Annotated in this window: 20 protein-coding genes; 11 read left to right on the forward strand and 9 right to left on the reverse strand. The window is 39.0% G+C overall.

Annotated elements, in window-relative coordinates:
* Window positions 1-160 precede the first annotated feature (160 nt).
* A complete protein-coding gene (locus FKV42_RS00345; RefSeq protein WP_154808263.1) occupies window positions 161-1,453 on the forward strand; it encodes a PAS domain-containing protein in 1,293 nt (430 codons plus the stop codon).
* A gap of 146 nt (window positions 1,454-1,599) precedes the next feature.
* Here FKV42_RS00345 and FKV42_RS00350 read toward each other — a convergent pair whose 3' ends face one another.
* From FKV42_RS00350 to FKV42_RS00360, 3 genes are all read right to left on the reverse strand, one after another.
* Window positions 1,600-1,929 (reverse strand): DUF6951 family protein, encoded by a 330-nt coding sequence (locus FKV42_RS00350; protein ID WP_154808264.1) that lies wholly within the window; start codon window positions 1,927-1,929, stop codon window positions 1,600-1,602.
* A gap of 184 nt (window positions 1,930-2,113) precedes the next feature.
* Complete coding sequence (locus FKV42_RS00355; protein WP_154808265.1) at window positions 2,114-2,446, reverse strand: carboxymuconolactone decarboxylase family protein; 333 nt, start codon at window positions 2,444-2,446, stop codon at window positions 2,114-2,116.
* Window positions 2,447-2,588: 142 nt separating this feature from the next.
* On the reverse strand, window positions 2,589-3,512 hold the full coding sequence (locus tag FKV42_RS00360; RefSeq protein WP_154808266.1) for a DMT family transporter: 924 nt from the start codon (window positions 3,510-3,512) through the stop codon (window positions 2,589-2,591).
* A gap of 107 nt (window positions 3,513-3,619) precedes the next feature.
* Here FKV42_RS00360 and FKV42_RS00365 point away from each other — a divergent pair, with 107 nt between their 5' ends.
* From FKV42_RS00365 to eif1A, 8 genes are all read left to right on the forward strand, one after another.
* On the forward strand, window positions 3,620-3,991 hold the full coding sequence (locus FKV42_RS00365) for a VOC family protein (protein WP_154808267.1): 372 nt from the start codon (window positions 3,620-3,622) through the stop codon (window positions 3,989-3,991).
* 349 nt (window positions 3,992-4,340) lie between these two features.
* Entirely contained in the window at window positions 4,341-5,105 is a 765-nt protein-coding gene (gene mtaC / locus FKV42_RS00370) for a methanol--corrinoid protein MtaC (RefSeq protein ID WP_154808268.1), read from the forward strand.
* Between the two features lie 406 nt (window positions 5,106-5,511).
* On the forward strand, window positions 5,512-8,526 hold the full coding sequence (locus tag FKV42_RS00375; RefSeq protein ID WP_268865957.1) for a PAS domain S-box protein: 3,015 nt from the start codon (window positions 5,512-5,514) through the stop codon (window positions 8,524-8,526).
* A 630-nt stretch (window positions 8,527-9,156) separates the two neighbouring features.
* Entirely contained in the window at window positions 9,157-9,921 is a 765-nt protein-coding gene (mtaC, locus tag FKV42_RS00380; RefSeq protein ID WP_154808270.1) for a methanol--corrinoid protein MtaC, read from the forward strand.
* Window positions 9,922-9,932: 11 nt separating this feature from the next.
* Window positions 9,933-11,312, forward strand: a complete 1,380-nt coding sequence (gene mtaB, locus FKV42_RS00385; RefSeq protein WP_154808271.1) for a methanol--corrinoid protein co-methyltransferase MtaB — start codon at window positions 9,933-9,935, stop codon at window positions 11,310-11,312.
* A gap of 392 nt (window positions 11,313-11,704) precedes the next feature.
* The gene (locus FKV42_RS00390) at window positions 11,705-12,724 is read left to right on the forward strand and encodes a PKD domain-containing protein (protein ID WP_196213994.1); all 1,020 of its coding nucleotides are present in this window, start codon (window positions 11,705-11,707) and stop codon (window positions 12,722-12,724) included.
* Window positions 12,725-13,029: 305 nt separating this feature from the next.
* A complete protein-coding gene (locus tag FKV42_RS00395; RefSeq protein WP_154808273.1) occupies window positions 13,030-14,322 on the forward strand; it encodes a DEAD/DEAH box helicase in 1,293 nt (430 codons plus the stop codon).
* Window positions 14,323-14,624: 302 nt separating this feature from the next.
* Window positions 14,625-14,960 (forward strand): translation initiation factor eIF-1A, encoded by a 336-nt coding sequence (gene eif1A, locus FKV42_RS00400; RefSeq protein WP_154808274.1) that lies wholly within the window; start codon window positions 14,625-14,627, stop codon window positions 14,958-14,960.
* 235 nt (window positions 14,961-15,195) lie between these two features.
* Here eif1A and FKV42_RS00405 read toward each other — a convergent pair whose 3' ends face one another.
* The 3 genes from FKV42_RS00405 to hgcA form a co-directional block, all read right to left on the reverse strand.
* Window positions 15,196-15,402 (reverse strand): TRAM domain-containing protein, encoded by a 207-nt coding sequence (locus FKV42_RS00405; protein ID WP_154808275.1) that lies wholly within the window; start codon window positions 15,400-15,402, stop codon window positions 15,196-15,198.
* A 231-nt stretch (window positions 15,403-15,633) separates the two neighbouring features.
* Entirely contained in the window at window positions 15,634-15,930 is a 297-nt protein-coding gene (hgcB, locus tag FKV42_RS00410) for a mercury methylation ferredoxin HgcB (protein WP_154808276.1), read from the reverse strand.
* Complete coding sequence (gene hgcA, locus FKV42_RS00415; protein WP_154808277.1) at window positions 15,930-17,009, reverse strand: mercury methylation corrinoid protein HgcA; 1,080 nt, start codon at window positions 17,007-17,009, stop codon at window positions 15,930-15,932. The genes hgcB and hgcA overlap by 1 nt, the downstream gene beginning before the upstream one ends.
* Window positions 17,010-17,192: 183 nt before the next feature.
* Here hgcA and FKV42_RS00420 point away from each other — a divergent pair, with 183 nt between their 5' ends.
* Window positions 17,193-17,363, forward strand: coding sequence for a hypothetical protein (locus tag FKV42_RS00420; RefSeq protein ID WP_154808278.1), 171 nt, complete (start codon window positions 17,193-17,195; stop codon window positions 17,361-17,363).
* 95 nt (window positions 17,364-17,458) lie between these two features.
* Window positions 17,459-18,718, forward strand: a complete 1,260-nt coding sequence (locus FKV42_RS00425) for an RNA-guided endonuclease TnpB family protein (RefSeq protein WP_154808279.1) — start codon at window positions 17,459-17,461, stop codon at window positions 18,716-18,718.
* 121 nt (window positions 18,719-18,839) lie between these two features.
* Here the strand turns inward: FKV42_RS00425 and FKV42_RS00430 are convergent, their stop codons facing one another.
* The 3 genes from FKV42_RS00430 to FKV42_RS00440 are packed head-to-tail and all read right to left on the reverse strand — an operon-like array spanning window position 18,840 to window position 21,781.
* Window positions 18,840-19,853, reverse strand: coding sequence for an ATP-binding cassette domain-containing protein (locus tag FKV42_RS00430; protein WP_154808280.1), 1,014 nt, complete (start codon window positions 19,851-19,853; stop codon window positions 18,840-18,842).
* Window positions 19,854-20,549 (reverse strand): GTP-binding protein, encoded by a 696-nt coding sequence (locus FKV42_RS00435; protein ID WP_154808281.1) that lies wholly within the window; start codon window positions 20,547-20,549, stop codon window positions 19,854-19,856.
* Window positions 20,546-21,781 (reverse strand): ABC transporter substrate-binding protein, encoded by a 1,236-nt coding sequence (locus FKV42_RS00440; RefSeq protein ID WP_154808282.1) that lies wholly within the window; start codon window positions 21,779-21,781, stop codon window positions 20,546-20,548. The genes FKV42_RS00435 and FKV42_RS00440 overlap by 4 nt, the downstream gene beginning before the upstream one ends.
* Window positions 21,782-22,461: the final 680 nt, after the last annotated feature.

Here is a 22,461-nt window from a genome sequence, read left to right on the forward strand (position 1 = left end):
CATCCATTAATTTTTAAACAGATTTTTGCCCTTTGTTTTCTTCCCAAATCAGAGCACTATCATCTGATTTACTTCAATTTCCTGATTTTGTTTTTAAGAAAGGAACTTTGTGGATAGTCTTATTAACTAATCAGACAAATGATAAAATGGGGGTAATCTGATGTCGGATACATCATCTCAAGATGAGAACAAAGATTCTGAAAGTTCATTGGAAAAGACACTTGAAAGAAAAGAGGAACTTGAAAAGATAAGAGACAAAAGTCCTGTTATTTCTTTTCTCTGGAAAGCAGGGGTTCCCAATGAAGGGGAAAAATGGCCGGTGGAATATGTTTCAGGCAACGTGGACCTCTTAGGCTATACAGCAGGTGATTTTCTTTCCGGTGACGTTGTTTATGCTGATATAGTTCATCCGGATGACCTGAATAATTTGCGTGAGTCTCTCAATAAGCAATGTGATGCAGGAGCTGATTTCTTTGACCACAGATACAGGATTATATTAAAGTCCGGTGAAGTACGCTGGGTAAATGAGAGAACTTACGTACTTCGTGATAAAGCCGGTAAAGTGGCACACTACCAGGGTACGATCTTCGACATAACTGAGCAGAAAGAAAAAGAACAGACCTTGCAGGAAGCATTGAAGAAAAAGCAGCTTCTGGAAGAAATCATTAATAATAGCTCTATCATGGTATTCCTGTGGAGGAACGAGCAGTTCTGGCCTGCAGACTATGCTTCTGATAATGTTTCAAAACTTGGTTATCCTGTTGAGGATTTTGTAGAAGGACGTATCATGTATAGTGATCTTATCCATCCGAATGACTATGAAATGGTTAAGGATACACTTGCTGAGCAGTGCGATAGCGGTAGTGACTACTATTATCAAGAATATCGCCTAATAACAAGAGATAATAAAACCCTGTGGGTAAGTGAAAAAACTTTCATCCTTAGGGACAGGGACGGGAATGTAACGCATTTTCAGGGAATTGTTCAGGATATCTCAAAAGAGAAAGAAAATGAAATTGCTCTCAAACAGTCACTTGAAATACAGGATGAACTTCTGGAAAGAAAGAAAGCCCTTGAAACAATCATTAACCACAGTCCTGTGGTAGCTTTTTTGTGGAAAGCAGAGCCAGAGGATGAAAATGAGCTATGGCCGGTTGAATTTGTTTCAGATAACATAAACCAGTTTGGATACTCAGTTGATGAGTTTCTTTCGGGAGAAATCCTTTATGGTGATATAGTCAATCCCCTGGATCTGCCCTATATTCAAATAGAACTTTCTGATGTTGTTAAAGAAGGTGGGAATGTTTTTGTAAAGGAATACAGGATAAAGACAAAATCGGGAGATGAGAGATGGGTGGAAGAGCAAACATTCATTCAGCGTAATGATGATGGTGTTGCTACGCATTATATGGGTGTTATCCATGATATTACAGAACGAAAGGAAACAGGTTAAAGTTTAATCCCGGGAAAATGATTAAGTGGAAGGTAAAAAAGCACTTGATCCCGGCAAATAGTTCAAACTCAAGCTATTAATTACAACCTTGACAAGTATGTCAGGGCTGTATTCACTATTCAAATAAGAACTTCTATGAAGCCAATTTATTCAATGGAAACTTCTGAGAAATCTATGTCGATTGCGCCTGCCTGTTTTGCCAGCTTCTTTGAAAGCATACCCAGTTCCATGTTACAAACATGCATAACAGCTGCCGGAACAATGCAAGTTACACAGCATGTATCTTTTGCCTGATCCATGACATAGTTTTCTTTAATGTTGAATGTCTGCTTTTTAGGAACCTCCATATGTGCTATCTTAGCTACCTTGGAACAATCTGTTTCAATATCAGTCATTACTGTTTTCCCTTCAAGCTGACCACTGATCGTATGTTTAAAGCCACAAATTTTTGAATTAACCTTTACATTGGACGCCATATTTTTTCTCCTGCATTGATTTTACCAGATAACATTCATTTTATGATGCTATTTCGGTATATATAAAAATAAGTTAAGATAGGTTTAAAAGTTTTTGTAAAAATCAAAAAAAACATGTTTTTCAGCAGTTCAGTCTCCTTGCTATTGAAAATATTAGTGTGTCGTTTGACACATTAATTTATCCTTATTCCTCACCTTCTGAACAACTGCAGCAAACATTACCTTTAAGTATTTCCTGCCAGTCACCAAGTACATCATGTGTCCAGCAGTCATCGGCACCTGCGGCTTCTCTCATGGTAAGTGCAAGTATGTATGAAAGCTCCTTAACAGTAGCTCCAGCATTCAGGGCACCTTTGAAATGTTTAAGTACGCAGGGTTTTGACCTTGCTTTGATGGAAAGGGCAAAGCAGAGGAACTGGTATGTCTTCTCATCAACTGGTCTGTTTTCAGCATAGAGTTTGTCGATTTCATCTAGTTTGTTTGTAAACTCGGGAAAAAATTCTTCTAGCATTCTCATAGCATAATCTCCATTCACAAAGTTAACAGTGTTAACCCGTTACCAGTCTTATTACTTCAGTAACAGGTACTTCAAAATATGTTGAAATGCCTATATAAGCATTTGGAAATATGTCAGAGAAAAAGAAAATAGCTTCTCTTTTTCATACCTGTACTTTAAAATATTTCCCGAATATCTTCGGGCTTTTTTCCATCACTGCGATGTAAGCTCCAAAGAGAATGAAAATGCATCCTATGACTGTATCCATAAGTAGCGGTGTATGAACAATGGTGTAATCAAAAAATATACCACTAACCGGTTCAAGTAACGCAAGTATGCTTCCCTTCTGTGCTTCTATCTGGGAAATACCGCTAACATAAAGAACTGCCGCCAGGGCTGTGTTAATAATACCAAAGAAAATCAGCATTGGCATATTGTCTATGATAACCGGATTAGGGGCACCGCATGACAATGGAATCAATAGGATCACCCCGATAAAAGTATACCAGAAAAGCAGGGCAACACTAGAGTAATCATCCTTGATGTATCTTATAGTTACTATTTCACTACCAAATGAAAAACCAGACAGGATTCCTGCGGCAATTCCTATTAAGTAACCGTTACCCATGCTTATTCCCAAACTAAGTCCTGTGATAACGTTTCCTAAATCTACGATAAAGAGAAGACCGGTTAGTGATAGTATCAGTGCAACCAGGCTTTTTCTTGTGATCTTTTCTTTTAATACTAGAGGTGAAAGAAGAGTAACATACATAGGTGCTGTGTACAACATCAATATTGCAACTGAAAAGCTAGTATATTTGATACAGGTAAAGTACGAAAAGATAGTACATGTATTGATAAACCCAAGGAGCAGAATATACTTTTTTTTCCTGCGTGGTACAATTTGAGATAGCTTTCCGGTTAATATGATAAAGATAAGTAACGAAAGCAAACCAAAAAGCTGTTTGTAAAATACCATGGGTCCTGTGGGGACAGCTTTCAGGTAATCTACAAAAACTCCAAGAAGTCCGAACATAACCGAGCCAGTTATTAGTTCAAAATATGCTTTTTTAGAACCCTGACTCATAGACTGGAAATAGTTCTATAGGCTATAAAGCATTCGGCAGGTGTGGTTTTGATGCCTCGACAAAGATGTTAATAATCAGGAAGACAATTTTAAATGGGGGTTTAAATATGCCAGCATTTATTCATATAGATATACCAACGGATAATGTAGAAAGAGCCAGAAAGTTCTATTCTGATATTTTTGAATGGACCTTTGAGAAGCCATCAAAGGATATGGATTACTATCTATTCAGTACCAGAGACCTTGATGGAAATGAAGGTATTCGTGGTGGGTTGGGACTTCGTGGAGAACCGGATCAGAGGATATCTGCATATATTGGTGTTGATTCTATTGAGAAATATGCGTCTAAAATCGAACAGGCCGGTGGCAAGGTTCTGAACAAAATGCCGGTTCCTGGGTGGGGAGCTCTTGCTATTTGTCTTGATACAGAAGGAAATCTCTTTGGGCTATGGGAGGATGCAACTGAAGAAAATAAGTAGATTGATGGTATAGGCTATTTCAAAAATAACATTCGTAAAAAACATGTACTTTTAAAGGTACTTATAAATTAATTTCCTTTAGTGAATACATTAAAAGTGCAGATGTGCACAGGAAGACCTACTATAAAAATATGTTAATTAATCAAATAATGACAAATAATATTGATTTCAATTTCTGAAAAAGCGAAGGTTAAAATTTTATTTCTCATTTCCTAGACGTAAACTTTACATATCAGACTTGCACTTAAAGTAGCCATTAGAATAATGTATATACATAATCTGTCATACAGTGGCTCAAAAGCTGTAAATGGCATATATTGCTTAAAAACGAAAAAGCATAGGAGGTTCAATGCTAGATATAGACCCAACGGGTATTCTTGTCAGGTATAATGTTAAGTTAGAATCTGACTTAACTCCTGATGAAATAGCAAGAGAACTATTCCCAAAAGACATTTTATTAAGGAACATAGTTGAAGCAGTTTTTGAAGGTGATGAGGATGAAGTTATAGTCACCCTCAAAGAAGCCGTAAAAGAAGGTAAAGATCCTATATCACTTATCGATGATGCTCTTATGGTGGGTATGGATATAGTATCCCTCTTATATGATGATGGGCACTTGTTCCTTCCGGACGTGATGATTTCATCACATGCAATGACAGATGGTATTGAATACTGTAAGCAGATATCCGGTAAGAGTCATGAATGCAAGGGAACTGTAGTTTCCTATGTTGTGGAAGGTGATATTCATGATATCGGTAAGAAGATATTGACCGTGCTTTTGAAATCCAATGGTTACGAAGTAATTGATCTTGGAAGTGATGTACCTACTGATGAAGTGATCAGTGCCGTGCTAAAATACAGACCAATAATGATTACGGGCACTTCCTTAATGACAACTACGATGTATTCTTTCATGGAACTTAACAACCGGCTTCTTGAAAATGATATTATAATCCCTCTTATATGCGGAGGAGGGGCTGTGACTCAGGATTTTGTTATGAATTATGAACTTGGTATATATTGTGAAGATGCGGCACTGGTACCTAAAATTGCAGATTCTATTCTCAAGAACAAAAGCATAGAGGAGCTAAGGGAACAATTTCATGTACATTGAAACTATTAATGCATGGTTATACAATGAAAATAGGTGGCTCACATCCAAAGACGATCCCTCTTGTGTAGATTGGATTGAAGGAAGTATAGCATTCAGATGAGAGCCAATTTACGTTTTTCATCTTCATGTATTTAACATCTCCTTTTTTCCTCTATTTAAGTGAAATATGAGAAAGAAGCCTTTGCAGATTATAATAACATATGTACATATTGAGTTTATATTTGTAAATAAAATACTATCAGCTCTAATGTCGTAAGAGAACAAATCACGCAGCGCGGGGGATTACATTATCAGCTCTGAAAAAACACAGGAAAATAAGTATTCTTTACTGAATGGGAATACTAATTGCCAAATCTCTGATGCTATTCTCTCTTTTCTCTGGAAAGGGTCTGATAGAAAGCGTGTTATTTCAGTTTCTGAAAACATCTCTCTTTTAGGCTATCATCCTGATGATTTTGTTTCCGGAAAAATTAGTTTTATGGATCTTATTCATCCATCTGACATTGAAGTTGTAAGGCATAAGTATACCCGGTATGCTAAAGATGATAATAATCCATTTTTTGTTGCAGATTATAGATTGAAATCTGCTGATGGTAAAATTTGTGAAGTCAGTGAAAGAACAATTAACCTTTCCGTAGATGATGGTTGCCTTTATCATGGGATAATATCTGTGAAAAGGAGTTTTAAGTTTGATACTGATAAAGAAAAAAACTATTGCAAAAGCATAGTTGACGGTATACAGAACCCCCTTTTAATTCTTGATAGTTCATTTCATGTTTTTGCTGCTAACCAGTATTTCTACGAACTATTCAAATTGAAACCTGAAAATACTGAAGGAAAGCATTTTTTAACTTTAAATGATGCAAACAAAGATGAATTGAGTTCTTTTTTTGATAGAGCTTTTCAGGAAGAGTATTTCTTTGATTCGATAGAAGTTGTCTGTAGCATAGATGGCCTTGGAAAACGCACGCTGAAGCTTACTGCCCGCCTCCTTGATACGGGTATGGACCGGAAGAGGCTGATTCTGGTTTCAATAGAAGATATAACTCCTCAGAAAATGGCCGAAGCAAAACTTCGGGCATCAGAAGAAAAGTATTCAACTCTTATTGAAAAAGGAAATGATGGTATTCTTGTTGTAAACAGAGAAGGGGAACTTATTTTCGCAAACTCAAAATTTTCCCAGATGGCAGGGATTGAAGAAAACGAACTTTTAGGTGGCACTCTTCTGGATTTTATTCCTTTGGACTATCATCGCATGATAGGTATCCGTCTCAAGAAAGTCCTTAAGGACATGCGCAGTATCAGGCGAAATGATGAGGTTAAATTCACCAAAGCAGGTGGTGGAACATTTTCTGCTGAGATTAGTCTTTCCTATATAGTACATGAACAGCAGCCTTCTGTGATGGTGACTGTCAGGGACATCTCTGAGAGAAAACGTGCTGAAGCAGAACTAAAAGCTTCTGAGGAAAAATACTCCACTCTTGTTGAAAAAGGAAATGATGGTATAATTATTCTCCATGACCTGTCCTTCAAGTTTGCAAATTCCAAATTCTCAGAACTGACTGGCTATTCACGAATGGAATTAACTGGTAAAACATTCACAGATCTTGTGCCGGTAGATTACAGGCGTATGATAATAAAGCGTATCAAAAAGGTCCTGAAAGATAAACACAGCATCCGTAGGAATGATGAACTTGAATTCCTGACAAAAGCTGACGGGATATTCCCTGCAGAAATCAGTCTGGCTTATATTCTGCATGAGGAAAAGCCTTCTGTTATGATGACTGTCAGGGATATCTCTGAGAGAAAACAGGCTGAGGCTGAGCTTAAAGCCTCGGAAAAGAAATATTCCTCTCTGGTAGAGGAAGGTAATGATGGTATTATTATTGTTCAGAATGGAATACTTGTTTTTGCCAATATGAAGTTTTGTGAGATCACCGGTTTTTCCAAGACTGAAATACTTCTCAGTCCTTTTGAGGATTTCCTTTCATTGGAATATAAACGAATGGTCATTAATAAATTCAGGAAGAGCCTTGAAAAGAAACGCAATTCTTCACTGAAATATGAGATAGAACTTGTTTCAAAGAGGGGTGGCAACACTCCCGCTGAGATTAACTCTTCAATTATCGATCATGAAGGTGCGCCTGCTATAATGGCAATTATCAGGGACATAACTGATCAGAAAGAAAAAGAAAAGGAACTCCTTGAACTTATTGAGGTGCAGAAAGTTCTTGAAACGGTAATCAAGAGCAGTCCTGCTATTGTCTTTTTCTGGAAACCGGATGAGGACTGGAAAGTGGAATTCGTTTCCGAGAACATATCCCAGTTTGGTTACCAGGCAGAGGATATGATGTCAGGCAAGATACTTTATGGTGATATTATTCATCCTTCTGATGTTGAAAGGCTTACTATGGAGTATGATATCTTTTCAGGTGAGGAGAACCTTTCATTCGAGTATCGCATACTTACAAAAGCAGGTGAGGTGCGCTGGGTAGACGAAAGATCAGTTCTGAAACGTGATGCAGAAGGTAAGCTCCAGTACATCCAGGGTATTATTGTCGATATTACTGAGCGTAAGAATGTGAAGAACTTCATGCAGATAGGTAATGATGTTGGAATGCTATTCAGTCCGCTAGGGGATGTGGGTGATATGTTCTCTCAGCTTGTGGAGTTTACCACCCAGATGGATAATCTGGACTGCGGTGCTCTCTATCTTGTAGATGGGGAAACAGGTGACATGAATATAGTTGCTCATTCCGGTCTTTCGGCTGAGTTCGTTAAGAGCGCAAGACATTATGCAGGAAAATCTATCCATGCACGCTTACTGAAGACAGAATATCCTCTTTATACCAGATATTATGAGCTAACTTCCATGATTCCCGGGGAAAAACAAAGTTATGAGGGACTGGAAGCAACCGCCTTAATTCCAATAAGATACGGTATGGAGCTTGTGGCAATACTTATGCTATCATCCCATAGTGTTTATTCTGTTCCTTTTGAAGTAAGGGATTCCCTTGAGACTGTGGCATCTCAAATAGGTCCTGTGATAGGGCGCATGCGTGAGCAGGCAGATGTTCAGAATAATATTAGAAACCTTCAGTTTATTTTTGATGTTATGGAAGACATGGTCTTTATGCTTGATACTGATGGTTGCATTCTTTATGCAAATTCTCATGCATTTACAAGGCTTGGATATTCCAAAAATGAGCTTATTGGAATGAATCTTATCAATCTTTATCCACAGAAAGTGCTCCTTGAAGCTGCAGCAGAAATTAAATCTATATTAGAAGGCAGTGCAAAGGTCTGCACAATTCCTTTTGAGTCTGTTACTGGTGAACTTATATCCATTGAGATGTACTGTTCAATGGGTCAACTGAATGATAATCCAATAACGATATGCGTCTCCCGTGAAAAGGTATAATATAAATCTATTGGTTGAAATCTCTTTTTTTGTTCAATTAATCAGGAACAATCACACCAATAACATATTTTTTAATTTATTTTAATCTGGATATTCATATTCATTTTTCAAATCAGTTTTTTGTCGGTTACATTTCTTAAATCCTTTTTTTCAACTCCAAAACTCGCTTAATAGTTATATATATATGTATCGGGTGTTTAATTTATAATAAATCAAGTAATATTTATTTCATAATTAAAAAAGCATCAATCGGCTTGATATTTTATCGTTTTTTCTTGAATTTCACTAACATATATATTTTCATGCACATTTCTTTTTATACTTGTTTTTTCGATTTTATCGTAGGTTCATTATACATAAACATTTGCCTATATTTTGTAGCTATGTATGTATTGAATATCTGTGTATGGCAAAAAACATTACCTATAACCTGTTTATTCGTGTATGCTTATCACGCAACCATATACTCGACTTAGTTAGTTTTATATATGAGCAACTTACCATTGAAACGTTTATATATGATTAAAAAAGTGCATATTTTGAGGTTCAAAAGAACCTTTTTGTGTAGATTGGATTGAGCTTGACCCAAAGCTCAAAAAACTAGACTATCCAAATTGAAGGAGGTATAGAATGTTAATAGTAGACAAAGAAGGTATCCTTATCAGATACAACGTTAAAATGGAAAAATCAATGACCCCTGAAGAGGCGGCAGCAGAACTCTATCCAAAAGATGAGTTATACATGCCAATCGCAGAAGCGATCTTTGAGGGTGAAGAAGATGATGTTATCGAAGGTCTCGAGGCAGCTATCGAAGCAGGCAGGGACCCAATCGCACTCATCGACGATGCACTTATGGTAGGTATGAAGGTAGTAACAGACCTTTACGACCAGGGCGTAATTTTCCTTCCAAACGTAATGATGTCAGCAGATGCAATGCTCGAAGGTATCGAGTTCTGTAAGGGCCAGTCCGACGAAGCACCTGTCCAGAAGGGCAAGGTTATCTGTATGGTCGCAGAGGGTGACGTACACGACATCGGTAAGTCAATCGTAGCAGCTCTCCTCAGGGCAAACGGCTATGAAGTTATCGACCTCGGAAGAGATGTACCATCCGCAGAAGCACTTGCAGCTGTAAAAGAACACGAGCCAATCATGATGACCGGAACTGCACTCATGACAACAACCATGTATGCATTCAAGGAAGTTAACGACCTTCTTGTCGAGAGCGGAATCACAATGCCATTCGCATGTGGTGGCGGAGCAGTAAACCAGGACTTCGTATCAACCTACTCACTTGGTGTATACGGAGAAGAAGCAGCAGATGCACCAAAGATGGCTGAAGCTATCCTTGCAGGCGCAGACGTAGCAGCACTGAGAGAGAAATTCCACAACCACTAAGGTGATTAAAAATGGCAATTAACAGATTCACAACAATGGCATACTCCGAAGCAGATGAAATGGTCTTCGGAAACGCAAAGAAACCTGTAAAAGCAGGTCTTGATCTTGAGATCGGAGCAGGATACACAACCGCAGAAGTAAACTACGCACCAAGGCCAGAAGCCGGTGAGTCCATGGAGAAACTCATAAGCGAGTACCAGAGAATCACAAAAGACATCATGGCAAGAATGGTCCAGGTCGGTTTCCCATCCGTAGTACTTGAGACAGAACACGTACAGCAGATGACCAACAACCCATCATGGGGAGCTGCTGTAGCACACGCACAGAAGACCATCATGGAAGAGTACCATGAAGAATACGGAATCAAATGTGCACTGAGACACACCCCTGGTGACATCAGAGAACACAAAGAGTTCATGGAACTCAGAGGCGGCAAGATGGACGTCGTCATGGAGTCCTTCGAACAGATTGCAGAAAGCGGTGCAGACCTTCTCTCCATCGAATCAATGGGTGGAAAGGAAATCTTCGACTACGCAGTACTCAGGAACGACGTTCCAGGTATGCTCTACGCAATTGGTTGCCTCGGTACCATGGATATGGACTACCTCTGGCAGGAAATCTCAAGCGTAGCACAGAAGAAGGGCGTTGTCTCCGCTGGTGACACAGACTGTGCACAGGCAAACACTGCAATGTTCATTGCAGGTGGTCTCCTTGACAAGAACCTTGCACACACCCTTGCAATCCTCGCAAGAGCAATCTCCGCTCCAAGATCACTCGCAGCATACGAAGCTGGCGCAGTAGGTCCAGGAAAGGACTGTGGATACGAGAACATCATCGTAAAGGCAATCTCCGGTATGCCAATGGCTTTTGAAGGTAAGACATCCACCTGTGCACACTCCGATGTCATGGGTAACCTTATCATGCAGTGCTGTGACCTCTGGTCAAACGAGTCCGTTGAATACCACGGTGAATTCGGCGGTACAACAGTACAGTGCTGGTCCGAGTCCCTCAACTACGACTGTGCTCTTATGAACACAGCTCTTAAGTCAGGAAACGAGAAGATCCTCAGAGACCTCCTCATGGCTTCCGACAGATTCAGAGACCCACAGGCATACGTCCTTGCATACGACAACGCATACGCAGTCGGTGAGGCAATCGTAAAGGACGGAGAAGACATCTTCCTCCGTGCAAAGAACGCTGCAGTAGCATGCTGTGACACACTGAACAACTCCGAAGGTCTTGAGATGACAAAGTTCGAACTCGGTGCACTTGAAAAAGCAACCAAGGAACTCGACGCAATCACCTCAGAATCCGAAACATTCCTCAGCGAGTGCATGGACAGATTCAAGAAGGAAGTTCCAGTATTCAAGCCAGAGAACTACGCTCTCTAAATTTAGATTTAAGAAGTTTTCTTCGGAAAACTTCTTTCCTTTCATTTCAAAAACGAAAAATTTCACAATTATCATTTCACAATTAACTCAACAATTAAAGATCATAGGCTTTACAGAAAAAGGGTCACAACGCCATCAATTCTACCTCCAACTCCACAACCTTCATTTTATGGCAAGTACCTATCACTTCCCCCTGTAAAGCCTTTGATATATTCATGATTCTAATTTTCTTTATGTTGCTAATGTTTTTTACTTAATCATATGAAGATTTTTGTGTACATGAATCTGTATTTCATGTTCATTACACTAATAAGCACAAACAAAAGTATCATCATATAGGTGCCCTTATGGATTTTTCAAAACGATTTCATTTATTTACAACACTTGCATTAATGACAGTACTTATTTTACCTGTACTGGCAGAGGATAGCAGTTCAACTGATTTGTATGTTAGCGAAATAAGTGTTATACCTTCGAGTTATCAAGTTGAACCGGGAAGCACTTTCACCATTGATATAGACATTGATCCGTTAATACCTGTATCAGGTGTGCAGTTTGATATATCACTTCCATCTTCGGATTATACTATGCTTAGTGTCACTGAAGGGGATATCTTCTCTCAATCAGGAGCGTCTGTGGCTTTTGAATTAAAGAATACTCCGTCATCAACCTCATCAGGAACAGTATATTCTGCAGTTCTTGGAAATATGTCAGCCACTGAAGCTGGCACAGTTGCTCAAATGACTGTTGCTGCAGGAGAAGAGACCGGCTTCTTTGATATTGGTCTTGCAAATGTGATAATGAGTGATACCTCTTCAAATCCTATTGAATTTGTTTCAAATCCGGCAACTATTCTGGTGGACACAAAACCAGTATTGTCTAATCCTGGATTATTACAGGTTACTGAAAATAACCTGCTGGATCTGACAATACAGGCAACAGATTCTGATGACGATTTACTGGCTTTCACAGCTACTTCACTTCCGGAAGGTGCAACTTTTGATGGGTCTACCGGCAATTTGGTATGGACTCCCGATGCCACTCAGGTAGGTGAGCATTCTGTTGAAGTAACAGTAACCGATGGTTATCTGGATGATACAATGGTTTTGACAATTGAAGTTCTTCCTTCAGACTTTCCACCTGTTGCAGATGCAAATGGTCCATATACAATAAGAGTTGGTAAAAAAATAAAATTAACAGGAACAAGTTCCTATGATCCCGACGGAACTATAATGGCATACACCTGGGACTTCGGAGATGGTAGCGCTGCAGTTGGTGCAACTGCTTTCCATACATATACTAAGACAGGAGTGTACACAGTAACATTAACCGTAATGGACAATGCCGGAAATACTGATACGGATGTGACAACAGTAACAGTAGAAAGCTTCTTTAAGTATTATCTCGGATGAGCCTGGAATAAAAGAGTGATTTATTTTATGTCAGGAGGTTTAAATCTCCTGACATCCTATTTTTAAAAGTAAGAATCAGTATTTTAATCCCTGATTTTTAATGATTTGTATGTCAAATTTACCGACAAGCTTAATTCCATTGTTGCCATTAACAAAGCACTGACCTTTTTTGTTTTGCTTTACCAAAACAATTTGGAACGATTATAGACTCAATTTTGAATCATGGCCAAATTGGAAACCGTTGTGATGATATAAATCTCATCCTGTGTTTTGCATAAGGCCGTATCATCACAGGAATTATTAATATGGAATCATCAACTTTCAAAGACCTTCACTTATCACGAAATCTTGAAAAAGCAATTGAAGAACTCGGTTTTGAGGAACCAACTCCTATTCAGTCTCAGGCAATACCTTTTATTATGGAAGGCAGGGATGTCATTGGGCAGGCTCAGACCGGTACAGGAAAAACAGCAGCTTTCGGTATTCCTGCTCTTGAAATGGTAAATCCGAACAGCAAGAAGACACAGGCTCTTGTCCTCTGTCCTACAAGGGAACTTGCAAACCAGGTTGCAGAAGAGATGGGAAAACTTGCCAAGTATCTAAATGTAAAGATACTTCCGGTTTATGGCGGACAGAATATAGACAGACAGATCAAGGCTCTTAGAAAAGGTGTCCAGATAGTTATCGGTACTCCTGGAAGGGTTATGGATCACATTGAGAGAAAGACACTGAAGCTTAACGGCGTAGACATGATCGTGCTCGATGAAGCAGATGAAATGCTGGATATGGGTTTCAGGGAAGATATTGAAACAATACTTAGTAGTGTTCCTGAGACAAGGCAGACGATCTTTTTTTCTGCTACAATGCCAAAGCCAATTCTGAGACTGACAAAGCAGTATCAACAGAATCCGACGCATGTGAAGACAATACATAAGGTAGTTACTGCGCCAAACATGGAACAGTCCTATTTCGAGGTCAAGCATCACATGAAGCCTGATGTTCTTTGCAGAATGATAGATATCTATGATGTGAAATCATCTCTTGTATTTTGTAATACCAAAAAGATGGTTGATGACCTTGTTACCACTCTAAAGGCCAGAGGTTATCTTGCAGATGGTCTTCACGGTGATATGAAGCAAACCCAGAGAGAAAAAGTAATGGCTAGCTTCAGGAAAGGTGAGATCGAAACACTTGTTGCAACAGATGTGGCTGCACGTGGTATCGATGTGGAGAATATCGAAGTTGTTTTCAATTTTGATATGCCACAGGACGAAGAATCATACGTCCACAGGATCGGAAGAACTGGTCGTGCAGGTAGGCAGGGGAAAGCACTTACTTTTGTCACTGCAAGGGAGATATACAAGATCAAGAACATCCAGAAGTACACTAAGACCAAAGTAAAGTGCAAGAGGGTTCCTACCAGAAGCGATGCCGAGGAGATCAAGGCAGGCATGCTTGCAACCAGGGTTAAGGAAACCATTGATGAGGGTCACCTGGGCAAATATGTCCACTGGGTGGAAAAAATGCTAGATGAGGATTGTACCAGTATGGACATTGCAGCTGGTCTTGTTAAGATCATGCTTGCTGAGAACAGGTAATTATTCTATAAGGGTTACGTATAATGAGCTATATGTACTGATAATATTGTTGGGACCTATTCCCATACAATATTATATCGTACAGTTCATATTATATACTATGACTCTGTTTAGTAAATATTGATAATTAAGCACCTGTTAAAAACTGTTAATATTGTATTATTTTTCAGTAACAGGTAATGTTATGCTTGTTTTATTTGACTGGGATGTTTTTGATGTTGTGTAATCTTGACAGCATTTGTCATTAATGTCTTGTATTTGAATAAAGTAAGAATAAAAACAGTTCACACCGAGGTATTAATCTGGCTAATTATAGAAGTAAGAAAAGGAAAAGTAACGCAAGTGGGGGAAACACTGATGGTGAAGTTGTCAGAGTCAGGACTCCACGTAAAGATAATGGTGAGGTTCTTGCAACAGTTTCAAGTTTACTTGGAGCAAACAGGGTAAGGTTGCAGTGTATGGATGGTGTCGTCCGTATGGGAAGAATCCCCGGTTCAAAGAAGAAGAGAATGTGGGTTCGTGAAGGTGACATTGTTATTGCTACTCCCTGGGAGATTCAGGACGAGAAAGCAGATGTTATCTGGAAGTACACCAGACCACAGGTTAACTGGCTGGAGAAAAAAGGATACCTTAAATAGATGAATTATTATTCATCTTTTAATTGGTTTTAATCTTTAAGTTATAGTATTTTTCAATATTTTCTGTTTATTTATACTCTCTTCTTAATGTTTTTCAAATAACTGGTTTTGCTATTTGAAAAAAATCCTTTTTAAATTTCCAATTCAAATGACTAATTTGAATTGAATAATGAGAATATGATAATAAGATCAAAAGATGAAATACTGTTGATATTTCATTAAAAAAGAAAGTTGCTTATTCAGCAACTTCTGCGAAAGCGAACTTTCTAAGTACTTTTGTGATCTTGATGTTTACTTCATCGCCTACGGATGTACCTGGTACGAAGATTACAAAACCGCTTACTCTTGCGATTCCGTCGCCTTCTCTTGCGATGTCTTCAATTGTTACGTCGTATGTCTCGCCGGCCTCTACTGGTGCTGTTGATTCTTCTCTGTTGAACATTTAAAATTCACGTCCTTTTTATATAAAGCCTAAAATACCTGAACTAAGCTGAAAACATAATGCAAAATAGAAATCTACAGTCAAAGTAAATGCCATCTAATGTCAATACGTTTAGCGAATAACAGTCTTATTTTAAAGCACTCTATCATGGGTTTGTTTGTATAAAAGGGTTGCGTATGGTGGTGTTTTTACTTTTATTTTTTATTTTTGATAATAACAACTACGATAGTCTCATTGGCAACATCCATCTTCGCCACAGCAACATGCTTCGCTGTCCATATCCTTTCCCTTGAGGGCTGCACTGATCATTGCCCACGCACATCCTACTCCACTCTGTACTTCAATAGCTTGAACAGGACAATTACCGGCACATGCTCCACATTCCATGCATAACTCCGGCTTTTTAAGTTCTACATGCTTTTCCCCTTTGGTGAAAACTCCATGAGGGCAGACGTTTGTACACAAAAGACAGTTTATACATTTCTCAGGGTAGTACTGAAGTGTGTTCTCTTTGTATGAGTTGAACATTAGATCATCTCCTTCAGGTTTACAATTGCCAGAATAAGCAGGCATAGCAATCCGGTTCCTGCTTTCAGTGCCATGTAAGGCACGTACCTGAATATCTCTTTCTTAACACCGGTTCTCGATGTGTATGTCGTACAGCCTGTGAAGTTGAGGGCCAGATAGCCTGTCACTGCCGGTACTATCAGGAACATAGCCATTAGTGAGAGTATTTCTTTCCAGAGTGTCATGTTAGTGTTTACTGCAAGGATTATTCCAAATGGCAAAGCTATCACCCACCCAAAGACAATTCCCTTGATGCTGAGATCCTGTGCCGGAAGGTAAGGAAGCAAAACAGGGAACAATACTGTTCCTGCAAGTGCTGTTACGATCGCAAGGAGTGCTGCAAAAGGACCTGATAGCAGGTAGAGAATTATTGCAGCTATCAATGTTGGTTTTATCACATGGATGAATTCTATAGGTGTCAGTACCAGTCGGTCTCTAAAAGAGAACCTGACCCTTCTCATTTCAGGTGTTGAAGCATGGTTCTTGAGATATTCAGGCAAGTCGTTTGCACGTACTGGTCCGTATTCAACTTTAAACCCAGACCTGCGTTTGATTTCGTGTGCAGAAACACCCGGTGCTCCAAGCTGCGGTAATATAATGTTACGATGATTGACTAGTTTTGCAAGTCCTGACCACCTGACACGATATACTATCTCATCGGTGCCGAATGTTCCTTTTCCTGCAGCACACCAGACGTTAATTCCTTTTGTGTCAATGACGAGGATGTAACCGTTAATACCAGCCAGTGAACTGCGAAGTGCATCAAAACTGAGTGTGTAATTGGCAGAAACGAATACCGGAGAATCTGCATCAGGATTTCCAAGTTTATAGATTCCCGGTTCTACTTTGTGTCCCATCCTGCTCACTCCCCAGCGAGCAAGGAAATGGTCAAGCCTGTTGTTAAAGGTGATTAAGCTTGTAGTTTTACGAATTTCTGGTGCAGGGCTGCTTTTACCCAGACCTATCATCTGGATAAACTGGCCTGTATCCGCTTTGCTGTCAGGAGGGCAGCATGAACTTGTATCTCTGGTGTTGTCCATGTTTTTGCCTTGAAATATGGCTGTTTCAAAAAGATTTGAACAATTATTAGTATGGTGAGAGGCTGCACTTATATTTATCTGATAGATAGGAACAACGAATGTGCCATTTTCTCACACTTATTCCCTGTTAATATTATATAGTAAATGATTTTATAGAGTATTATCAAGAAGAGAGTAATTAACATGAAAAAGAAGTCTTATTCAATTGCAGCAATCTTATGGTATGTGGCAGCAATATTCTTTTTTATAGCTGCAGGAATTGGTAAAAATACTGTATTTGTTGCATTAGGGGCACTTTACATATGCATAGGTTCTTTATTTATCTGCAAGGAGCAAGAAGACCACCGGTTTTAACCGGTGGATGAATTGCGTCTACAACAACAAAAAAAGCATATATTCGATGTAAGTATACAACTTTCTATGAAAAACTCTCCTAGATAGTGATTAAGATGAAAAAAGGATATAGATATCGAATTTACCCTGACAAAGAACAAATAACTTTGTTAGAACAACATTTTGGTAGTGTTCGATTTGTATACAACCGGTCACTTTTCATCAAAAATCTGATGTATTCTAAGTTCAAGATTAACGTTAGTGAAGTTGATTTGAACAACAACTTGACTTCTCTTAAAGAACTTCACCCGTGGTTAAAGGACTTGAATTCACAATCCTTGCAACATGCCAACAGAAACTTGTTAATTGGATTCAAGAACTTCTTTGAAGGTAATGGAGCTTATCCTACAAGAAAGAATAAAAAGAACAATAAATTTTCATTCCAGGTTCCTCAGAACTACCAGATCAATCTTTCCACATCACAGATCTACCTGCCAAAAATAGGATGGATGAAGATAGTTCTTCATAGGGATTTCTTAGATAAGGAATTCGTTGAGAATGAACTTGTTACAAAAGAAGTTAATGGTGAGATAATCCTTGACCAAAAACTCAACAAGAAGTTCGATATTCTTAAGACATTAACTGTTTCCCGGACATCAGCTGGAAGATATCATGCAAGCATATTGATAGATGACCATGTTCCTGAACCAGAATTAGTTGAGTTTGATGAGAATACAACAGTAGGAATTGATATAGGAATTAAATCCTTTGCTGTTTTGTCATCCGGAGAAGTCATTGAGAATCCTAGATTCCTGAAAAACTCTCTTATGAAATTAAAGAAACTGCAGAGAGCAGTTAGCAGGAAACAAAAAGGTTCCAGGAACAGAAGAAAAGCAATTGCAAAATTGGCAAAACAACATCAATTAGTAGCGAACCAGAGAAATGACTTTCAGCATAAAATCTCCATGAAGATAATTAGCGAAAATCAAGCTATCTGCATTGAAGATTTGAATGTCAGAGGAATGGTAAATAATCATTGTCTTGCTCAGTCCATCAGTGATGTTGGATGGTCTGAGTTCATCAGGAAACTTATCTACAAAGCAGAGTGGTATGGAAAAACCATTATAAAAATAGGTAGATTTGAAGCATCATCAAAGTTGTGTAATATCTGTGGATACAAGAAGGATGATCTTACTCTTAATGACAGAGAATGGGAATGTCCTTCATGTAAAACATTGCATGATAGAGACCTTAATGCGAGTTTCAACATAAAGAACATTGCTTTGAATAACTTAAACACCGCAGGAACTGCGGGAAGAGCTTGTGGACTTACTGACAATGGTCAGGGGGAAGAAGCAAGAAGCCTCTCATTTTAATGGGAGGTAGTTCACGAGACTGTATCACAAACAGAAAGATTAAAAAAGAGAGGACTAATTAATTTCATTTTTAGCTCTAATCAACTATCTTCATTATCGTAGCTACATTACTATTAGTAAACTACATCAGTAGATCACTCAAATCAATCTCTTCTCCAGTTCTTAACTGATCTCTCATAAGTGTGATTTTCCTGTCGATCTTCTCAAGACCGGCAAGATGCTTTTTCTCATCATCTGTGGTCTTCAGGAGTTTCGAGATACCTCCGTTCTTGATTACAATACGTTGGTCTGCCGACAGGGCCAGAAGTGGGTCGTGTGTGCTGATAAGAACGATCTTGTTATTGCTGACCAGAAGTTCCAGGGACTTTACCTTGTCGACTCCGGCATTTTCTATTTCATCTATCAGGACAACGGATGCAGGGCTTAGAAGTGCCGTATCTGCTATCATAAGGGCTCTTGATTGTCCTCCTGAGAGTTGTGTAACAGGAGTTTCCCGGCTGAACGGCTCTCCGGCAAGCACATTTGCAGTATCGTATATCTTCTGGACAATATGGTTAATCTCATCAACCATACGGCTCTCTGCATGCAGAGTCAGGAAATCCTCAACACTAAGGTCCATGACGAAATTCATGTTCTGGGAAAGCTGTGCTATAAAGCGTCCTTCGGTTGAGAAGCGTTCTTCATCACTGGGCGAGCGACCTTCTACCAATATCCTGCGGCCTGTAGGTGTGTCTTCCTGCGCCAGGGACTCAATATCTCCCAGCAGGCGAGATTTACCAGATCCAGTTGGACCGACAATTGCTGTCACTTTTCCCTTTTTCAGTTCAACTAAAAAAGCCTCTTTTTCACCATTTTTGTTCCGTCCGGGTAGAATAGTCAGGGAATTGATGGAAAATCCACTATCCTGCTGGAGGGCTTTGATTTGCTCGATAAACATGAAGAAACCGTCAATAAAATCATGAAAACTGGTTCCTTTTTCTGTAAAATAATCCTCGCCAGGTGTTGAACCCAACTCTTCCAGTTTTAGGTTACCAATCTCCGCAGGCTCAATTCCAAATGAAGAGAAATAATCCTTTATCCAGGGCATCATCTCCACAAGCTTATCTATCGTCATGTTAAGAAGAGTGGTTCTCATTCAGTCATCTCCTCTGAAATTGACCAGTTTTGAAACGCCTATCTGCCTGTCATCACCTATCTTTCTCTCACCAAGACAGTAAGAGCACAAAGCTCCAGGCATGGTAAATCTGAGTGTTGCTCCTTGGAGAGTATCAACCGAACCGCTTTTCTCAACTTGTTTTGCAAGGTAAAAACTGCCCTGCCCTGTAACTCCGTTGATGTGAATTATCATTCCTCCCGGGTTTACCTGTCTCACTCTGTATGCAAAGACCTCACGCTCTGCCTGTGATACAATATCGCCTTTGGTTATGACAACGATGTCTGCAAATTTGAGCATCGGACCTATCTTTTTAGGTGTATTGACACCGCTTAGGTTGTCAATTACACAGATTGCCAGTACTTCCTTGATATATGGCGAACAACGGTTGCAGAGGCCTGCACTCTCTGTTATCAGGAAGTCGAATTTCCGGTCTTCAGCCCATTTTATAGCTTCTTCAATATTGCTCACAAAAAAGTGATCAGGACAGAGTCCACCGGAAAGTCCGGTCCTGACAGGGATGCTGTAAGCTGAATAAAGCTCTTCGTCCTGTGCCGAGAGACAATCAAATTTTACAACGCCAACTGTGAAACCTTTAGTTCTGAGATCTTCAATTGTCTTGACAATTATGCTGGTTTTTCCTGATGATGGGGGACCTGCTACAGTAACAAGTCTCAAACAACGCCTCCGGTTGTCATGAACTGCTTGTTGAACACCTCAGCTATCTCCTTTTTGAGTGCACCAATATCATTGTTCAGCAGGAAATCCCATCCAAGCCAGTAAAGTGAACCCAAATCATCCATTTTATTCTTGACTTCAGGGTTTGTAGTTGGGAAGTATGCTTTGGCAGCGATCTCACCGAACTTCTTTCCGCAGAGGAAATCCGTAATTTCCTTTACTCTTTCAGTTGCTTCCTTTTTTACCAGCATTTGCACAGGACTTAGAATCGCACCTTCTTTTGGCACAGTAATTGAAACTCTGGACTTATCCTGTATTTTCATGGCAAAGAAATAAGGCATGATATACATTGGAGGTACATCATCCTTCTTGCTGTCTACCATTTTCACCATCTGGGATGGATGAAGTCCCATATAAACAGAGGATGCCAGTTTCTTTATTCCTTCTGTACCGTACATCTGGTAGAATGGAAGCAAAACTCCATTACAGAAGAATCCATTTTGTCCACGCATGGCAACCTTGTTCTTGAATTCTTCTTTCAGGATATCTTCCCATGACTCTGGTTTTGGATGACCTTCCATGAGTTCATTAATTGTAACCAGCACAAGAAGATTTCCTGAGATCATGGTAAACTGTCCACGGGGATCAGCAAAATCAATTGCTTCAAAATCACTGTTCATTGGTGATGGGCTAAGACTCACGAAATTGTCACTGTTGAGGAAATTGTCTCTGAATGACTTGTGGTAGAAACTGTTTATGTCAGAACTAATAACAATGTCAGGCATTTCCTCGATAGATGTAACTGCGTCCATGTAAGCATAATAAGAAATCTCGTGATTGACATTACCTTCTACGAGGGAATGAAGCACATTACCTGTTCGCTTTGTGTATTCAGTTGAAAAATCATTGAGTGCACGGTTAAAGGGCATCTTCATACCACAGGGTAAGAGAGCAAGAAGTGTGAGCTCTTTTTGTCTTTCAGGGGAATCTGCAAGGGTGAAATCTCCTCTTGCTTCATTGTCTGCAATAGCCTGATTCAAAAGCTCAATAAAAGAATCCTTATTTACTGACACCACTGACAGGGCAGTTTTCAATTTCAGCAAAGGTCCAAGTTGCTCAAGAACATCCTTTTTCTCAAACTTTTCCATTCCATGCTGCTTGAATATTTTCAGTAAAAAGGGATATTTACTTAATATCTGATATACGCTCATTGTTTCATTAATTTTTTCCATATTATTTCCCCTGATACTTTTTCCTTATTTTAGATCCTTATTCTTACAGCCTGTATTTATGATCTCTTTTTGATTATCAGGTATCCAATAGGTATACAAACATATAAGTATTATCATCTAAGAAGCTGTTTTCCTACTAGGTAGTTGCTTTTTGATAGTGTATCGCTATTTTCTGATAGTCTAATTGTTTTCTTAATTAATTAGTGTTCTCCATCATTATGATGATATATTGTATGGTAGATATATTTATTAAGTATTAAAAAGTACGAAGTTTAGTCAACAAACACAATAAAAACGCAAAACAAACTAATGAAAGATACAGTTATCCTGGTTTTAAATATCTCCCCTCAGGCCGTGTCCATAAAAGGACTGCATAAACATGTATTTTTCATTTAACATCAGAAATGGAGTATGAGCAGGTGGGTGTGTTTGTTGATGGGGTTATTGTTTTTCAGGAATAACAGTTTATGTCTTCTCCAGCTTTTTGGCAACATGTGGTTGTGATATGCCCGAATCTATAGTATCTATTTTAACTCTAAGCCGTGAAGTCTCCTTCCTCGGAGCATAGCGACTGGTGGGAGATGAAAGGCGTACTATCCGGGTATAACATTCCAAATCTACTTTTACAAAAACTATAAGTATTGTAAAAACAATATAAGATATGATGCTTAAAGCTTATA

Source organism: Methanolobus vulcani (assembly GCF_006546655.1).
GTDB lineage: Archaea > Halobacteriota > Methanosarcinia > Methanosarcinales > Methanosarcinaceae > Methanolobus > Methanolobus vulcani_A.